The organism is Phenylobacterium sp. (genome assembly GCF_031181185.1).
Lineage (GTDB): Bacteria > Pseudomonadota > Alphaproteobacteria > Caulobacterales > Caulobacteraceae > Phenylobacterium.
In genome coordinates this window covers 1-14,936 of the sequence record NZ_JAPSKZ010000093.1, presented here as the reverse complement: position 1 = coordinate 14,936, position 14,936 = coordinate 1, and the positions used below count along the sequence as shown (strand labels likewise).

Annotated in this window: 17 protein-coding genes and 2 pseudogenes; 10 read left to right on the top strand and 9 right to left on the bottom strand. The window is 69.7% G+C overall.

Annotated features, from left to right (window positions below):
- Positions 1 to 219, bottom strand: a pseudogene (glyA, locus tag RIF93_RS12545) (serine hydroxymethyltransferase); the annotation flags it as partial.
- Positions 220 to 414: 195 nt separating this feature from the next.
- On the opposite strand from glyA, the gene RIF93_RS12540 reads away from it, so the two are divergent.
- Positions 415 to 849, top strand: a complete 435-nt coding sequence (locus tag RIF93_RS12540) for a MucR family transcriptional regulator (protein WP_309091791.1) — start codon at positions 415 to 417, stop codon at positions 847 to 849.
- Positions 849 to 1,091, top strand: coding sequence for a hypothetical protein (locus RIF93_RS12535; protein ID WP_309091790.1), 243 nt, complete (start codon positions 849 to 851; stop codon positions 1,089 to 1,091). Before RIF93_RS12540 ends, RIF93_RS12535 begins: the two co-directional genes overlap by 1 nt.
- Positions 1,092 to 1,102: 11 nt before the next feature.
- Here the strand turns inward: RIF93_RS12535 and hemA are convergent, their stop codons facing one another.
- A complete protein-coding gene (gene hemA, locus RIF93_RS12530) occupies positions 1,103 to 2,332 on the bottom strand; it encodes a 5-aminolevulinate synthase (protein ID WP_309091789.1) in 1,230 nt (409 codons plus the stop codon).
- A gap of 197 nt (positions 2,333 to 2,529) precedes the next feature.
- Between hemA and RIF93_RS12525 the strand changes: the two genes are divergently transcribed.
- The gene (locus RIF93_RS12525) at positions 2,530 to 2,877 is read left to right on the top strand and encodes a GFA family protein (RefSeq protein ID WP_309091788.1); all 348 of its coding nucleotides are present in this window, start codon (positions 2,530 to 2,532) and stop codon (positions 2,875 to 2,877) included.
- Here RIF93_RS12525 and mmsB read toward each other — a convergent pair.
- The 3 genes from mmsB to RIF93_RS12510 are packed head-to-tail and all read right to left on the bottom strand — an operon-like array spanning position 2,874 to position 5,961.
- Entirely contained in the window at positions 2,874 to 3,767 is an 894-nt protein-coding gene (gene mmsB, locus RIF93_RS12520) for a 3-hydroxyisobutyrate dehydrogenase (protein ID WP_309091787.1), read from the bottom strand. The two genes, RIF93_RS12525 and mmsB, sit on opposite strands and share 4 nt — an antisense overlap.
- Complete coding sequence (locus RIF93_RS12515; RefSeq protein ID WP_309091786.1) at positions 3,764 to 4,825, bottom strand: enoyl-CoA hydratase/isomerase family protein; 1,062 nt, start codon at positions 4,823 to 4,825, stop codon at positions 3,764 to 3,766. Before RIF93_RS12515 ends, mmsB begins: the two co-directional genes overlap by 4 nt.
- Positions 4,822 to 5,961: an isobutyryl-CoA dehydrogenase gene (locus tag RIF93_RS12510; RefSeq protein WP_309091785.1), complete on the bottom strand. Its 1,140-nt coding sequence runs from the start codon at positions 5,959 to 5,961 to the stop codon at positions 4,822 to 4,824. The genes RIF93_RS12515 and RIF93_RS12510 overlap by 4 nt, the downstream gene beginning before the upstream one ends.
- A gap of 108 nt (positions 5,962 to 6,069) precedes the next feature.
- Here RIF93_RS12510 and hemB point away from each other — a divergent pair, with 108 nt between their 5' ends.
- Positions 6,070 to 7,086 carry a porphobilinogen synthase gene (gene hemB, locus RIF93_RS12505; RefSeq protein ID WP_309091784.1) on the top strand — a complete coding sequence of 339 codons (1,017 nt, stop codon included), beginning with the start codon at positions 6,070 to 6,072 and terminating at the stop codon, positions 7,084 to 7,086.
- Between the two features lie 7 nt (positions 7,087 to 7,093).
- Here the strand turns inward: hemB and RIF93_RS12500 are convergent, their stop codons facing one another.
- Positions 7,094 to 7,462 (bottom strand): UrcA family protein, encoded by a 369-nt coding sequence (locus RIF93_RS12500; RefSeq protein WP_309091783.1) that lies wholly within the window; start codon positions 7,460 to 7,462, stop codon positions 7,094 to 7,096.
- Between the two features lie 118 nt (positions 7,463 to 7,580).
- Here RIF93_RS12500 and RIF93_RS12495 point away from each other — a divergent pair, with 118 nt between their 5' ends.
- Positions 7,581 to 8,261 carry a winged helix-turn-helix domain-containing protein gene (locus RIF93_RS12495; RefSeq protein WP_309091782.1) on the top strand — a complete coding sequence of 227 codons (681 nt, stop codon included), beginning with the start codon at positions 7,581 to 7,583 and terminating at the stop codon, positions 8,259 to 8,261.
- Positions 8,262 to 8,321: 60 nt separating this feature from the next.
- The gene (locus RIF93_RS12490) at positions 8,322 to 9,653 is read left to right on the top strand and encodes a hypothetical protein (RefSeq protein WP_309091781.1); all 1,332 of its coding nucleotides are present in this window, start codon (positions 8,322 to 8,324) and stop codon (positions 9,651 to 9,653) included.
- A 3-nt stretch (positions 9,654 to 9,656) separates the two neighbouring features.
- On the opposite strand, the gene RIF93_RS12485 is transcribed toward RIF93_RS12490, so the two are convergent.
- The 3 genes from RIF93_RS12485 to RIF93_RS12475 are packed head-to-tail and all read right to left on the bottom strand — an operon-like array spanning position 9,657 to position 11,871.
- Positions 9,657 to 10,511, bottom strand: coding sequence for an alpha/beta hydrolase (locus tag RIF93_RS12485; RefSeq protein WP_309091780.1), 855 nt, complete (start codon positions 10,509 to 10,511; stop codon positions 9,657 to 9,659).
- Positions 10,512 to 10,531: 20 nt separating this feature from the next.
- Positions 10,532 to 11,014 (bottom strand): GNAT family N-acetyltransferase, encoded by a 483-nt coding sequence (locus RIF93_RS12480; protein ID WP_309091779.1) that lies wholly within the window; start codon positions 11,012 to 11,014, stop codon positions 10,532 to 10,534.
- Entirely contained in the window at positions 11,011 to 11,871 is an 861-nt protein-coding gene (locus RIF93_RS12475) for an NAD(P)-dependent oxidoreductase (protein WP_309091778.1), read from the bottom strand. Before RIF93_RS12475 ends, RIF93_RS12480 begins: the two co-directional genes overlap by 4 nt.
- A gap of 85 nt (positions 11,872 to 11,956) precedes the next feature.
- Here RIF93_RS12475 and RIF93_RS12470 point away from each other — a divergent pair, with 85 nt between their 5' ends.
- The 4 genes and pseudogenes from RIF93_RS12470 to RIF93_RS12455 form a co-directional block, all read left to right on the top strand.
- On the top strand, positions 11,957 to 12,862 hold the full coding sequence (locus tag RIF93_RS12470) for a flagellar motor protein MotB (protein ID WP_309091777.1): 906 nt from the start codon (positions 11,957 to 11,959) through the stop codon (positions 12,860 to 12,862).
- Positions 12,863 to 12,938: 76 nt separating this feature from the next.
- Positions 12,939 to 13,712: an arginyltransferase gene (locus tag RIF93_RS12465; RefSeq protein ID WP_309091776.1), complete on the top strand. Its 774-nt coding sequence runs from the start codon at positions 12,939 to 12,941 to the stop codon at positions 13,710 to 13,712.
- Between the two features lie 101 nt (positions 13,713 to 13,813).
- Positions 13,814 to 14,485 (top strand): DnaA ATPase domain-containing protein, encoded by a 672-nt coding sequence (locus tag RIF93_RS12460; RefSeq protein ID WP_309091774.1) that lies wholly within the window; start codon positions 13,814 to 13,816, stop codon positions 14,483 to 14,485.
- A 57-nt stretch (positions 14,486 to 14,542) separates the two neighbouring features.
- Positions 14,543 to 14,936 (top strand): annotated as a pseudogene (locus RIF93_RS12455) (RNA degradosome polyphosphate kinase); the annotation flags it as partial.

Genomic DNA, 14,936 nt, shown 5'->3' with positions numbered 1-14,936 from the left:
GCCGTAGTAGCGCTTGCCCGGATAGCCCTCGGCGTACTTGTTGGTCAGCACGCTCCCCTGCGCGTCCAGCACCGCCTTCGAGACGATGTTCTCGGACGCGATCAGTTCGATCTGGTCCTGCTGGCGCTTCAGCTCGCCGTTCAGCACGGCGGCCACCGCCGGATCGGCCCCGTCGACGCTCTTCGTGAAGAACTCGTCCGTCTGGGCTTGCGATTGCACGTGCGCGTTCAAGGGCGTGCCTTTCTGGCTGGTTGGGTCCGGGAGCGGCGGAGCGCGTTCTTTACTCTCTTGCCGCGCGCGTTCCAACCGCCGGGAGGTGGGAACGAACCTCCGCCTTCGGCGTTGTCCGGTTCAGGCCGAGGTGCACCGCGCGGGCCGCCTCTGGCCCAGTGCAGCGTGGATAAAGGGGGAACTATGAGCGTTGGACCCGACTCCGGGGCTTCGTCGGGGGAAGACATCCTGCGCCTGGGCGCCGGAATCGTCGCGGCCTATGTCAGCCGCAACGCCGTGTCGGCCGAGGCCGTGCCGGACATCATCCGTACGGTTCACCAGACCCTGGAGCAGCTGACCCGCGGCCAGGGAGCCCCTGCGCCGGAAGAGCGTCCGAAGCCCGCCGTTCCCGTCGGGCGTTCGGTCCAGCACGACTACATCGTCTGTCTCGAGGACGGGAAGAAGCTGAAGATGCTCAAGCGGTATCTCCGCTCCCGCTACAACATGAGCCCGGACGAATACCGCCGCCGGTGGGGGCTCCCGCCGGACTATCCGATGGTCGCCCCGGCCTATGCAGCCCGCCGGTCCGACTTCGCCAAGAAGATTGGCCTGGGCCGCGGCGTCCGACGGAGGAAGTGATGCCCCAGTTGAAGACCGACGCCGGCCTGCGCCCGTTCAGCGAGAGCGGCTACGAGATCCTGGACGAGGAGCTGGAGACCCGCCGCGAGGTGGCCATCTGGTCCGTAGACCCGCTGACCCCCAAGCTTGGCGACCTGTTCACCGTCGAGAGCCGCGGCGTCATCCACGAGGTCGCCGTCGTGCAACTCGCCACCTTCAAGGGTGGCTGGAGCGCCATCTGCCGGGTGACCGACGTCTTCTAGGGCGTTGCCGCTTAGGCCGCGACGCCGCCGACGCGCTTGATGTTGCAGTGGACCCAGAGCGCCTCGAGCGCGTGGGCCAGCTTGTCCATCATCTCGTCCGTGTGGGCCGGCGACGGCGTGAACCGCAGCCGCTCGGTGCCCCGCGGCACGGTCGGATAGTTGATCGGCTGGACGTAGATGCCGTGCTCTTCCAGCAGGATGTCGCTGATCATCTTGCAGTGGACGGGATCGCCCACCAGCACGGGCACGATGTGGCTGACGCTTGGCATCACCGGCAGGCCGGCCTTGGCCAGGCGCGCCTTCAGGGTGGCGGCGCGCTCCTGGTGCGCCTCGCGAACCTCGTTGTGTTCCTTCAGCCAGCGGATCGAGGCGGCCGCGCCCGCGGCCAGCGCTGGCGGAAGCGACGTCGTGAAGATGAAGCCGTCGGCGTAAGAGCGGATCGCGTCCACGATCACCGCGTCGGCGGCGATGTAGCCGCCCATGACGCCGAACGCCTTGCCGAGCGTGCCCTCGATGATGTCGATCTCGGCCATCAGGCCGTCCCGCTCGGCGACGCCCGCGCCACGAGGGCCGTACATGCCGACCGCGTGGACCTCGTCGATGTACGTCATGGCGCCGTACTTCTTGGCCAGCGCCACCGTGCCGGCGATGTCGGCGATGTCGCCGTCCATCGAATAGACGCTCTCGAAGGCGATCAGCTTCGGGCGGTCCGGATCGGCGGCGGCGAGCAGCTCTTCCAGGTGCTCGAGGTCGTTATGCCGGAAGACGAACCGCTGCTCGCGCTTGCCGGCGCGAATGCCCGAGATCATCGAGTTGTGGTTCAGCTCGTCCGAGAAGACCTGCAGCCCCGGCAGGATCTTGTAGAGCGTGGATAGCGTCGCCTCGTTCGAGACGTAGCCAGAGGTGAACAGCAACGCGGCTTCCTTGCCGTGCAGGTCCGCGAGCTCGCGCTCCAGCTCGACGTGGTAGTGCGTGGTGCCCGAGATGTTGCGGGTGCCGCCCGAGCCCGCGCCGGCCTCCTCGATCGCCTTGTGCATGGCGTCCAGCACGACGGGGTTCTGGCCCTGGCCCAGGTAGTCGTTCGAGCACCAGACGGTGACTTCGGTCTCGGAGCCGTCCCCCCGCGTCCAGGTCGCCTTGGGGAATTCGCCGCGATGGCGCTTCAGGTCCGCGAACACGCGGTAGCGCCCTTCGGAACGGATGTTCTCGAGAGCGGTTCGGAAAGCGGACCTGTAATCCATCGACTTGATCCCGGCGTCGTACGAAGCAGCCGGCCCCTGAAATACGCCCGCCTTTTGGCGCCGTGATTTCACATTGTCCATAAAATCGGCCCCGGCTACGCCTGAGCATTCGTGGATAGCCGCTTAGAATTCGTGGGCGGCGCCTGTCGGAAATCCCGCGGGGCGTTCGTCCTCTAGGCAGACCCGGAGAGCAAGATATGCCCGTTCACGTCAGCTGCCATTGCGGCAAGATCGCCCTGACCCTCGACGCCGAGCCGGCGGAAGCGATCGAGTGCAACTGCTCGATGTGCCGCCGCAAGGGCTCGATCCTGTTCGGCACGTCCAAGGACAAGCTCAAGGTCCGGGCCGATCCAGAGGCCGTCGGGACCTACACCTTCCACAAGCACGTCATCCAGCACCACTTCTGCAAGACGTGCGGCTGCTCGCCCTACGCCGAGGGCGAGGTGAACGGGACGCCGATGGCGATGGTGAACCTGCGCTGCGCCGAAGACGTCGATCTCGACAGCCTCAAGATCATGAAGTTCGACGGGGCGAACTACCTTTAGGCTGCCGGGGCCTTGCCCCGCAGCAGCTCCAGGATCGCCGAGAAGTCCTTGCCTCCGCCGCCCAGGCGGTCGAACAGGGCGTAGAGCCCCTCGGCGGTCGATCCCAGGGGCGTCGCCGCGCCGGCCTTCGCCGCGGCCTCCTGGGCGAGCTTCAGGTCCTTCAGCATCATCGCCGTCGCGAAGCCGCCCTCATAACCGCGGTTCGAGGGCGCCGTCGGCACCGGGCCCGGCCAGGGGCAATAGCTCGTCAGGCTCCAGCACTGGCCCGACGACTTCGAGGCGATCTCGAAGAACCGCTCGCCGTCCAGGCCCAGCTTCTCGGCGAGCGCGAAAGCCTCGCAGACGCCGATCATCGAGATGCCGAGGACCATGTTGTTGCAGATCTTGGCCGCCTGCCCGGCTCCGTGGTCGCCGGCCCGGATGGTGGCGCGGCTCATGGGCTGGATGGTCTCTTCCACGGCGGCGAAGTCCGCCTCGTCGCAGCCGACCATGAAGGCCAGCGAACCGGCTTCGGCCGCCGCCGTGCCGCCAGAGACCGGCGCGTCGGCGAAGCGGAAGCCCTGATCCTTGGCCTGCTTGGCCACGGCCCGGGCGCTCTCCACGTCGATGGTCGAGCAGTCGATCAGCAGCGCCGACTTGGGCGCATTGGGTAGCACCTGCTCTGCATAGACCTGGCGCACGTGCGGCCCGGCCGGCAGCATGGTGATTACCGCGTCGGCCGTCTTCACCGCTTCCGCAACCGAGGCGGCCGGCGTGCAGCCTGCGCCCCTCGCCTTCTCCAGCGCCGCGGCCGAGAGGTCGAACGCCATCACCTCGCGCCCGGCCTTCGCCTGGTTCGCGGCCATGCCTCCGCCCATGTTGCCGAGGCCGATGAAAGCGATGCGGGTCATGCGGAAAGCTCCGGAAGCGGGGTCCATTCCTGGTCGGCCGGCAGCGGCGCGAAGATCTCGTCCAGCATGGCCTCGGTCACGCCTTCCAGCGTGGCCGGGTTCCACTTCGGCGCGTTGTCCTTCTCGACGATCACCGCGCGGACGCCCTCGATGAAGTCGTGCCGCTGCACGACCCGCGCGCCGATGCGGTACTCCATGGCGATGTTCTCGGCGAAGGTCTTGGCCCGCGCGCCGAGCTGCAGCTGGCGGAAGGCGACCTTCATCGTCTGCGGCGATTTCGTCCGCATGACGTTCAGCTGCTCCGTCGCCCACTCGGTGCCCGCCGCTTCGAGGGCGGCAACGATGGCCTCGACGCTGTCGCCAGCGAACAGCTTGGCGATCTCGTCCTGGTGCGCGGCGATCGTGGGCCGGCCGGGATCGGCCTCCAGCTCGGTCAGCAGGGTCTCGGTCTTCCGGGGGTCGGCCAGGATCCCGGCCTTCAGCTCGGGGATCCGGGCGCTCTCCACATAGTCGGTCGCGATCCCCAAGAGCTCGCAGCTCGCCGCCTTGATCCTCGCGCCGGTCAGGGCCAGCCACAGCCCGATGTGCTCCGGCATCCGCGACAGGTACCAGCCGCCGCCCACATCCGGGAACAGGCCGATCCCGGTCTCGGGCATGGCGAAGGTGGTCCGCTCGGTCGCCACCCGGAACCGGCAGGGCCTGGACAGCCCCACGCCGCCGCCCATGGTGACGCCGTCCATGATCGCCACGGTCGTCTTGGGATAGCGGAACAGCAGGTCATTCAGGCGGTACTCGGTGAAGAAGAACTCGCGCGCGGCGTTTCCGTCCCCCTGCCCGCTCTCGGCCAGCATGCGGATGTCACCGCCGGCGCAGAACCCGCGCTCGCCCGAGTGGTCCAGCAGCACCAGCTCCACCGCCCGATCGTCCTTCCACGCCAGCAGCGCCGCGGTGATGTCGCGGCACATCTGCGTCGTCAGGGCGTGCAGCGCCTGGGGGCGGTTCAGCGTGATGCGGCCGACGCGGCCCTCCACGCGGGTCAGGACTTCCGGTTCGCTCATGCTCGGAACAACTCCCGGGCGACGATCACCCGCATGATCTCGTTGGTGCCTTCGAGGATCTGGTGGACCCGCAGGTCGCGCACGATGCGCTCCAGCGGGAAGTCGCGCAGGTAGCCATAGCCGCCGTGCAGCTGCAGCGCCTGGTTGGCCACTTCGAAGCCGGCGTCGGTGGCGAACCGCTTGGCCATGGCGCAGTACTGCGTCGCCTTCGGGTCCTTGTTGTCCAGCGCGTGGGCCGCGCGGCGCACCATCAGGCGGGCGGCGTCCAGTTCGGTGGCCATGTCCGCCAGGCGCCACTGCAGCCCTTGGAACTCCTTCAGGGCCCGGCCGAACTGCTTGCGCGTCTCCAGGTAGCTCTTGGCGGTGTCGAGCGCGAAGCCGGCCCCGCCCAGCGAGCACGAAGCGATGTTGATCCGCCCGCCATCGAGGCCGGCCATGGCGATCTTGAAGCCCTGGCCCTCCTCGCCCACGCGGTTCTCCGCGGGCACGCGGCAATCGTCGAAGTTCACCAGCGCGGTCGGCTGGGCGTTCCAGCCCATCTTCCGCTCCTGGGCCCCGAACGACAGGCCGGGCGTGTCCTTCTCGACCACGAAGGTCGAGACGCCGCCGGGACCGTCGCCGCCCGTCCGGGCCATCACCACATAGACGTCCGAGGTCCCGGCGCCGGAGATGAAGGCCTTGGAGCCGTTCAGGACGTAGCTGTCGCCGTCCTTCCGCGCCGTCGTCTTCAGCGCCGCCGCGTCCGAACCCGAACCCGGCTCGGTCAAGCAGTACGAGGCGATGAGCTCCATCGTCGTTAGCCTGGGCAGATACCGCCGGCGCAGCTCGTCCGAGCCGAACCGGTCGATCATCCACGAGGCCATGTTGTGGATCGAGATGAAGGCCGCCGTCGCGACGTCGCCGTACGACAGTTGTTCGAAGACGATGGAAGCATCCAGCCGGCTCAAGGCCGAGCCGCCGACGTCGTCGCGCACGTAGAGGCCGGCGAAGCCCAGTTCGGCCGCCTTGCGCAACACGTCGACCGGAAAGTGCTTCTCCTCGTCCCAGCGCGCCGAATGCGGCGCGAGCTCAGCGGCGGCGAAGGCGCGCGCGGCGTCTTCGATGGCCCGCTGGTCTTCCGTCAGGTTGAAGTCCATGGGCGGGAGTTCGCCCGCCCCTGACGCTGTGTCAATCTGCCGCTGCGGCAGGCGCCGGCCGCCGCCCGGGACTTGCCTCGCGCGGCGTCCGGGTCCAAAGCGCCGCCGATGACCAAAGCTCCCCTCGCCGCCTATCCCGCGCTCCGCCTGCGCCGCCTTCGCCAGGCTGACTGGACCCGCCGCCTGGTCCGCGAAACCGTGCTGACGCCGGCCGACCTGATCTGGTCGATGGTGGTGCACGAGGGTGACGGCGAGGTCCCGGTCGGCTCGATGCCCGGCGTCGCCCGGTTATCCGTCAAGGAGGCGGCGAAGGCGGCCAAGGAAGCCAAGGCGCTGGGCATCCCGGCCATCGCCGTCTTCCCGCACATCGACGGCGCGAAGAAGGACGCCCGGGGTTCGCTAGCCGCCGATCCGAACGGCCTCGTCTGCAATGCGGTGAAGGCGATGAAGGACGCGGCCCCGGAGGTCGGGATCATGTGCGACGTCGCCCTCGATCCTTTCACCGACCACGGCCACGACGGCCTGATTGAAGGCGGTCGCATCCTGAACGACGCCACCATCGAGGCCCTGGTCGCCCAGGCGCTCGTCCAGGCGAACGCAGGCTGCGATATCCTTGCGCCGTCCGACATGATGGACGGCCGGGTGGGCGCGCTGCGCATCGCCCTCGAGCGCGACGGACTGCAGGACGTGATGATCATGTCCTACGCCGCCAAGTACGCCTCGGCCTTCTACGGGCCCTACCGCGAGGCCATCGGGTCGGGGAAGCTCGGCACGGGCTCGGTCGACAATCCCGGCGACAAGAAGACCTACCAGATGGACCCGGCGAACCAGGCCGAGGCCCTGCGCGAGGTCGCCCTCGACATCGCCGAGGGCACCGACATGGTGATGGTGAAGCCAGGGCTGCCCTACCTCGACATCGTCCGTCAGGTGGTCGACGCCTTCCAGATGCCGACCTTCGCGTTCCAGGTCTCGGGCGAGTACGCCATGCTGATGGCCGCCGCCCAGAACGGCTGGCTGGACGAGGAGCGGGCGATCCTCGAAAGCCTGGGCGCCTTCAAGCGGGCCGGCGCCGCCGGGGTCATCACCTACTTCGCCCCCCGGGCGGCGCGGCTTCTGGGCGCCTAGCGCCTCCCTAACGGGCGAGGCCCTCGCGGGGCCCAGCGGCGTGCGCCGCGGCCAATCGGGGCGAGCCAAGCTCGGCCACCGCGCGCGCCACGGCTTCCTGCCGGCAGGTCTCGAACGCGCGCCGCGCCAGGTCCGGCGTAGACTTCCAGCTCGAGTGCCGCCGAGCATCGCCGCCGCACGCCTTGCGCGCCGCCGCGTCCATCCGCGCCAGCAGGTCGCGCGCGCCGGCTTCGGTCGAAAGCGCCTCGTGGTCGATGGCCACCCTGGCGGAACCCACCTTCACCTGGTTCGCCTTGGTTTCACCGGCCAATCCTGGTCCCCCGGCCAGCATCGCCGCCGCGAAGGCCGCGCCGGCTGTGATCATCCGAATGTCCATCCGATCCTCCATCGAGAGTCGCCCGCCGCGTTGGCGTTTGGCGGAACGGCGGTTTTGTCGGAGACTTGGCGGGCGATGCGCCTGGGGCCGGAGCCGATCGTTTGCCGATGATTTGCCGATGAATGAGCTGACCAGCATCCGGCCGCCTCGTGAGATCGTGCTGGCCTACGAGCCGCCGTTCCGCCTGGCGCGCACCGAGGTGCGGCCCGCCGAGCTGAAGCTCGAGGGGCCCGGCGGCGTCCGGGCGCTGGAGCCGCGCGTCATGAAGGTGCTGGTGGCCATGCATCGCGGCCTGGGGGCCGTGGTCAGCCGCGACTCGCTCGGCGAGCAGGCCTGGGGCGGCCGCATCGTCTCCGAGGACGCCCTCACCCGCTGCGTCGTGCAGCTCCGGAAGGCGCTGGCGCCCGACGCCGACATCGTGCTCGAGACCATCCCCACTGTCGGCTACCGGCTGGAGGCGCGGGAGCCGAGCGCCGCTTTCGCGACCGCAGCCCCAGCGCCGGCCCGACGCCGCTGGCGCTTGGGCGCCTACCAGTTCCTGGCCGTGATGCTGGCGCTCGCGGCGGCCGCCTGGCTGTGGACACAGCGGCCGCAGCCGTGGGCGGTCAGCGAGTTCCGCCCGCTCACGTCCGAGCCCACCTTCAAGACCCATCCGGCGCTTTCGCCAGATGGCCGCCAGCTCGCCTACGCTTACCAGCCCCGCTCGTACGCCCCCCGCGACATCCATCTGCGCGCCGTCGCCGGCGGCGAGCCCGCGCCGGTCACCTCCGGGCCTGACGACGACTTCGCCCCGGCCTAGTCGCCCGACGGGACCCGCCTCGCCTTCCTGCGATGGAGCCCAGATGGGCGCTGCTCGGTGATGGTCGCGCTCGCCCCGCGGGGCGGCGAACAGCGGCTGGCGGACTGCCGCACGACCCAGGCGCATCCCACCTGGCTTGACGACCGCACGCTGGTCATCGCCGACGCGCCCGCCGGCTCGGACCTGTCGCGCCTCGTGGCCATCGACATCGCGAGCGGCGCGGCCCGCCCCCTGACCAACCCGCCGGTCGAGAGCCTGGGCGACGGCGAACCCCAGGCCTCGCCCGACGGCCGCTTCGTCGCCTTCCGACGCAGTCTGCTCTACGGATCGGACGAGATCGTCCTGCTGGACCTGCGCAACCGCCGCGAGCGGGCGCTGACCCGCGATGGCTGGAAGGCCGCCGGATACGTCTGGTCGCCCGACAGCCGCCACCTCTTCTATGCCTCGAACCGCGGCGGCGGGTTCGGCCTGTGGCGCGTGGACGTGCGCGACCGCCGCGCCGATCCCGAGCGCGTCAGCCTCGGCCTGGGCGTCACCAGTTTCATGCGCATGTCGGCGGATCGGACGGGCGGCGTCGCCGTCGAGCTGTCCCGTCCCCGCAGCGGTCTGGTCAGCTACGATCCCGGCGGCGCCGTGCGCCACCGCATCCTGACGTCGTCCAATGATTGGGATCCCGTCGAGGGGCCTGCCGGCGCCGTTGTCCACGTCTCCGACCGCGGCGGTCCGCCGGACATCTGGATCAGCCACCCGGACGGGCGGACAACGCAGCTGACGACGCGGCTGGGCAGCTATCCGTTCAACCCCACCTGGTCGCCCGACGGCCAGACGGTCGCCTTCGTGGTGATCGAGGGCCGACGCGCCGACCTCTACACCGTCGCCCGCGACGGTTCGCGGCTGCAGCGGCTGACCAACGACGGGCGCGACAAGCGGAGCCCGGTCTTCAGCGCCGACGGCCGCATCCGCTACGTCGAACGCCAAGGCCAGTCCTGGCGGCTGATGTCCGTCGCGCGGGGCGCCGCGCCGTCGCCCGAGCCGGGCGGTCAGGGCCTCCGCTCGCTGCTCGCCGCACCCTCGGGCGTCCTCTACGGCCAACGCCAGGACGCCGAGACCGTCGGCGTGCTGCGCGACGGGGCCTGGCGGCCGGTCGCCGAACTGCGCCCGGGCGAGTCCTGGGTCCCCGGCGACGATGGGCTCTACATCCTCGACCCGGCCGCCCAGCCTGCGCCGGCCCTTTGGTTCCAGCCATGGGGCGGCGAACGCCGACGCCTGCCCGACCCGCCGCCGTTCGCCGCGCGGATCACGCCCTCTCTCCGCGGTGGGCTCATGGTGGGCGAAGCCCTGACCGAAGGCGTCGACCTGGGCCTCATGCGCCTCGGGCGCGACCGGCGCTGACGCCTACGGCCGCAGCCACTCGCTCAGGATTGCATTGACCTGCTCTGGCGCCTCCTGCTGGACCCAGTGCGAAACCTTCGGCAACCGTCGGATCGCGAGGTTCTCGACGTAAGCCTCGGTTCCTTCGAGAGTTTCGAGTCCGAGCGCCGCATCTTCCTCGCCCCAGACGACCAGGGTGGGCGTGGTGATCTTCGGCCACGGCCCCTCCTGGAACGGGAACCGCACCGCCGCCCGGTACCAGTTGACCATGGCGCGCATGGCGCCCGGCCGCAACGCATTGGCCGCGTAGTGGTCCAGCACCTCGTGCGGGAAGCGGCTCTTGTCCACGGCCATGTCGCAGAACGCCCGCCGGATCGCGCGCCCCTTGCCCAAGGTGAGCATCGTCTCGGGCAGCCAGGGTAGCTGGAAGAAGCCCACGTACCACGAACGGCGCCGCTGCGCGGGCGAGCGCCGCAGCACCTGTCCGAACACCGCCGGATGCGGCACGTTCATGATCACCAGCCGCTCCAGCGGCCGCACCTGCCGCGCGGCGAAGGTCCAGGCGACGATCGCGCCCCAGTCATGCGCGATCAGCGTCGCGCGCCGGGCGCCGCTGGCGTCGACGAGCGCGGCCACGTCCTCGACCAGCCGGTCGATGCGATAGCTCGCCACGTCCTGCGGCCGGGGCTCGGTGTCGCCATAGCCGCGCAGGTCCGGCGCCCACGCGCGGTAGCCCAGCTCAGCCAGCAACGGCAGCTGATGGCGCCACGAGAACCGACTTTCGGGAAAGCCGTGCAGGCACAGCGCAAGGTGGTCGCCCTCGCCGGCCTCATCCACGGCGAACCGGAAGCCGTTGGCCTCCACCCTCCGTGTGGTCATCGCCGCCATCCGCCCTCCGTTCAGGTCGAGAAGTACGCGCTCGGCTCCTCCGACCCGGGCAGGTTGATCATCTGCACGAAGCGCAGGCCGATCTTCTCGAGCACGCGCTGCGAGGCCACGTTGCCCGGCGCCGTTATGGCCGCCACCTTCGAAAGGCCCATCGCTTGCCGCGCATGCGCCAGGACCGCGCGCGCCGCCTCGGTGGCGTAGCCGTGGCCCGCATGCCGGGCCAGCAAGGCGTAGCCGATGTCGGGGCTGTCCAGGCCTTCACGGCCGACGACGATGCCACACAGGCCCACCGGCTCCCCCGATGGGTCGCGGACGACGAACCAAGGGCTCTTCGAGAACCGCTCGGCGATATAGGTTCTGGCGTCCTCCACGGTGCGCACCCCGCGGTCGCCGATGTTGGCGATCCAACCCGGATCGTTCAGCAGCTCGAGGACGAAGGCGGCGTCCGCCGGCTCGGGCGGCGTGAGGGTCAGCCGCTCGGTCTTCAGGATCATTCCGGCTTCTCCAGGCGGGCCACCAGGCTGGAGGTGTCCCAACGGGCGCCGCCCAGCGCCTGCACCTCGGCGTAGAAGCGGTCGACCATCGCCGTCATCTCGAGGCTCGCGCCGTTGCGCCCGGCCTCGTCCAGCAGCAGGCCCAGGTCCTTGCGCATCCAGTCGACCGCGAAGCCGAAGTCGAACCGGCCCTCGGCCATCGTCTTCCAGCGGTTGTCCATCTGCCAGGACTGGGCCGCGCCCTTCGAGATCGCCTCGTAGACCGCCTGCGGGTCGAGGCCGGCGCGTTTCGCAAAGTGCAAACCTTCGGCGAGCCCTTGGACCACGCCGGCGATGCAGATCTGGTTGACCATCTTGGTCAGCTGGCCCGCGCCGGGCCCGCCCATCAGGCGGGTCGCCTTGGCGTAGGCGCCGATCACCGGCTCGCACCTTGCGAACGCGGCCTCGTCCCCGCCGCACATGATCGTCAGCTGGCCGTTCTCCGCGCCGGCCTGACCGCCGGAGACCGGCGCGTCGACGAAGGCGCGGCCCCCCCGCGCCGCCACCTCGGCCATTTCGCGCGCCACGACGGCCGAGGTTGTCGTGTGGTCGACGATGACTGCGCCCGGGGCCAGGCCGTCCAGCGCCTCGCGCACCACCTGGCGCACGTCGTCGTCGTTGCCGACGCACAGCACCAGCAGCTCCGCGCCCGCCGCGGCCTCGGCGGCCGTCGCGCCCATCCGACCCCCGTGGACCTCCACCCAGCGCCGCGCCTTCTCGGGGCTGCGGTTGTAGACGCTCACCTCATGGCCGGCCTTGGCTAGGTGTCCCGCCATCGGGAAACCCATCACGCCAAGGCCCGCGAACGCGACCTTCATTGCCCACGCACTCCGTAACCTTAGCTGCATCTTAACGAGCAGCCTTCACCTTGCTCCCTCTAGCAGGCGGACTCGGGGTTAAGCCATGTCGGTGGGCGACCAGCCGATCGTCATCAAGAAGATCAAGAAAGGCGGCGGCCACGGCCACCACGGCGGCGCCTGGAAGGTCGCCTACGCCGACTTCGTGACCGCCATGATGGCCTTCTTCCTGCTGATGTGGCTGATCAACACGACCAGCCCCGAGCAGAAGCGCGGCATCGCCGACTATTTCGCCCCGGCCAGCGTGTCCGAGACCACCTCGGGCGCCGGCGGCATCCTGGGGGGCACCGCCCTGGGCGCCGACGGCTCGAAGAGCGCCGGCGCGTCCTCGGTCATCGAGGAGCTCGCACCCGACAGCCGCAATCCGAACGACGGCAAGAACCGCGACGCCGCCAAGGGCGACTCCCTCGAGGCCGCCTCGACCCAGGCTCTGCGCGAGGCCCTGCAGAAGCGCGAAGAGGCCGCGTTCGCCTCGGCCGCCCAGTCCCTGCGCCAGTCGCTGCAGGACATGCCCGAGCTCGCCGAACTGTCCAAGAACATCATCATAGACCAGACGCCCGAAGGTCTGCGCATCCAGCTGGTCGACCAGGAAGGCCGCTCGATGTTCAACCAGGGCTCGGCCCAGCCGAACGACCGGGCCAAGCTGTTGCTGCGCGCCGTCTCCAAGGTGATCAACCAGCTGCCGAACCGCGTCAGCGTCTACGGCCACACCAGCGCCAGCGTGGGCGGGGCCAAGGCCGAGGGCGACTGGCCGCTGTCGGCGGCCCGCGCGGATGCGTCGCGGCGCGTCCTGCAGGGCGCCGGCGTAGACGCCGACCGCATCTACCAGGTGTCGGGCAAGGCGACCTCGGAGCCGCTTTATCCGGACGATCCGACGCTTCCCGGCAACCGTCGCATTGCGATCGTGTTGTTGCGGGAGGCGCCGGTCCTTCCGCCGGACCCGGGGTTGTAGCGAAGCGCCTTGCGCAACGGCCCCGCATGACGCCTAATCCATTGAGGCGCTTTGGTTTAGGGGCGGTCGCAACCACGTGACGCAGCATTTTCCGACCCGACAGCTCAGGTTCTTCCTGACTGCGCCGTCTCCGTGTCCGTACCTGCCGGAGCGCTACGAGCGGAAGGTCTTCGCCCACCTGCCGCTGTCCGACGGCGCGACCGTCAACGACAGCCTTACCCAGGTCGGCTTCCGCCGCTCCCAGAACATCGCCTACCGCCCGGCCTGTGAGGCCTGTTCGGCGTGTGTGTCCGCCCGGATTCCGGCGGCGGACTACCTGTTCTCCCGCTCCGAGCGGAAGGTGCTGGCCCGCAACGACGACATCGAGCGTCACCTGGTCGAGGCCGAGGCCACCATGGAGCAGTTCGACCTGCTCCGCCGCTACCTCCTGACCCGCCACGCCGACGGCGGCATGGCCGAGATGACCTGGCCCGACTACGTCGCCATGGTCGAGGACACGGCGGTCCGCACCCACATCATCGAATACCGGCTGAAGTCGGCCGACGGCGGCCCGGGCGACCTGATCGCCTGCGCCCTGGTAGACCTGATGAGCGACGGCCTGTCGCTGGTCTACAGCTTCTATGACCCCACCATGAAGCGCCGCAGCCTGGGTTCGTTCGTGATCCTGGACCATGTCGTCCAGGCCTGCCTCACCAACATGCCTTACGTGTACCTGGGCTACTGGGTGCGCGGCTCCGAGAAGATGGACTACAAGGTGCGCTTCTCGCCGATCGAACTCCTCAAGGCCGAGGGCTGGAGCCTGATGTCCACCCGCGACCTTCGGCCTAAGGACGAGCCGCCCGTCCTCTAAGCCGACCCTGTGAAACCCGGTGATGATCGGGTCTGGCCGGTGGCTTCCGCGCGCCGCCCCCTTTAGATTGCCCGCGTGACCTCGTTCCCCGGATCCCGCGCATGGCCCGCCAGCTTCGGCTGAGCCTCCGACGCCCCGCGGCCTACGCCCGGGACGAGTTCGTTGTCGGCGGCTCGAACGCCCAGGCCGCGGCGACCGTGGACGCCTGGCCGGCGTGGCCCGGCGGCGCGCTCGCGCTCGTCGGACCCGAAGGTTCGGGCAAGACCCACCTGGCGCGCGCCTGGGCCCAGCAGCACCGCGCGGTGGTCCTCGATCGAGGGTCCCCGGATCTCGACGCCGCCGCCCGCGGGCCGGTTCTGGTGGAGGACGTCGATCGGGGCGCGCCTGATGAGGCGCTGTTCCACCTTATCAACCTGGCGGCGCGCGATGGCTCGGGCCTGCTGCTCACGGCGCGCAAGCCGCCCGCGGGCTGGCCCGCCGCCCTGCCCGACCTGCGCTCGCGGCTGAACGCCTTGCACGTGGCTGAAATCGAACCGCCGGACGACGCGGTGCTCGAGGGCGTGCTGCGCAAATTCTTCCGTGACCGGAATATTCGCCCCCCGGAAGAGGTCTATCCGTACCTGCTGCGCCGAATGGGCCGGTCGATTCCGGACGCCCAGGAGATCGTGCGAAGGCTGGACGAGGCGGGCGACGGCGAGTTCCGTCCGGTGACCCGGGTGCTTGCCCGGCAGATTCTTGAGGGCGATACTCAAAATCTTGATCTTTTCGAGTGAACACTGCACCGCCGGGGTGGTTGGAGTAGCTGGCCTCGGAGTTCGGGAGCGGTTCTGATGACCTATGTCGCGCCTTTCGCTTCGCAGTCTGCGAATGACGGCGAACGGGTCGCGCACGATTGGGACGCCGAGCTCGCCAGCTCGCCCGCCCGGTTCTTCAACCGCGAGCTCTCGTGGCTTGCGTTCAACCGGCGCGTCCTGGCCGAAAGCACCAACCCCCGCCATCCGGTGCTGGAGCGCCTGCGCTTCCTGGCGATCAGCGCCAACAACCTCGACGAATTCTACATGGTCCGCGTAGCCGGCCTGAAGGCTCAGGTCCGCGAGCGGGTCCGCGTCGTCAGCCAGGACGGCCTGACGCCCACCGAACAGCTGACCCGCCTGAACGCCGAGGCCGCCGACCTGATGGCCGACCAGCAGACCCGCTGGCGCGAACTCGCCGATGAACTGGCGT

Bases quoted from the DNA above. Each gene is read 5' to 3' on its own strand.
- RIF93_RS12540 (WP_309091791.1), top strand. From the start codon at position 415: ATGAGCGTTGGACCCGACTCCGGGGCTTCGTCGGGGGAAGACATCCTG.
- RIF93_RS12535 (WP_309091790.1), top strand. From the start codon at position 849: ATGCCCCAGTTGAAGACCGACGCCGGCCTGCGCCCGTTCAGCGAGAGC.
- hemA (WP_309091789.1), bottom strand. From the start codon at position 2,332: ATGGATTACAGGTCCGCTTTCCGAACCGCTCTCGAGAACATCCGTTCC.
- RIF93_RS12525 (WP_309091788.1), top strand. From the start codon at position 2,530: ATGCCCGTTCACGTCAGCTGCCATTGCGGCAAGATCGCCCTGACCCTC.
- mmsB (WP_309091787.1), bottom strand. From the start codon at position 3,767: ATGACCCGCATCGCTTTCATCGGCCTCGGCAACATGGGCGGAGGCATG.
- RIF93_RS12515 (WP_309091786.1), bottom strand. From the start codon at position 4,825: ATGAGCGAACCGGAAGTCCTGACCCGCGTGGAGGGCCGCGTCGGCCGC.
- RIF93_RS12510 (WP_309091785.1), bottom strand. From the start codon at position 5,961: ATGGACTTCAACCTGACGGAAGACCAGCGGGCCATCGAAGACGCCGCG.
- hemB (WP_309091784.1), top strand. From the start codon at position 6,070: ATGACCAAAGCTCCCCTCGCCGCCTATCCCGCGCTCCGCCTGCGCCGC.
- RIF93_RS12500 (WP_309091783.1), bottom strand. From the start codon at position 7,462: ATGGACATTCGGATGATCACAGCCGGCGCGGCCTTCGCGGCGGCGATG.
- RIF93_RS12495 (WP_309091782.1), top strand. From the start codon at position 7,581: ATGAATGAGCTGACCAGCATCCGGCCGCCTCGTGAGATCGTGCTGGCC.
- RIF93_RS12490 (WP_309091781.1), top strand. From the start codon at position 8,322: ATGGTCGCGCTCGCCCCGCGGGGCGGCGAACAGCGGCTGGCGGACTGC.
- RIF93_RS12485 (WP_309091780.1), bottom strand. From the start codon at position 10,511: ATGACCACACGGAGGGTGGAGGCCAACGGCTTCCGGTTCGCCGTGGAT.
- RIF93_RS12480 (WP_309091779.1), bottom strand. From the start codon at position 11,014: ATGATCCTGAAGACCGAGCGGCTGACCCTCACGCCGCCCGAGCCGGCG.
- RIF93_RS12475 (WP_309091778.1), bottom strand. From the start codon at position 11,871: ATGAAGGTCGCGTTCGCGGGCCTTGGCGTGATGGGTTTCCCGATGGCG.
- RIF93_RS12470 (WP_309091777.1), top strand. From the start codon at position 11,957: ATGTCGGTGGGCGACCAGCCGATCGTCATCAAGAAGATCAAGAAAGGC.
- RIF93_RS12460 (WP_309091774.1), top strand. From the start codon at position 13,814: ATGGCCCGCCAGCTTCGGCTGAGCCTCCGACGCCCCGCGGCCTACGCC.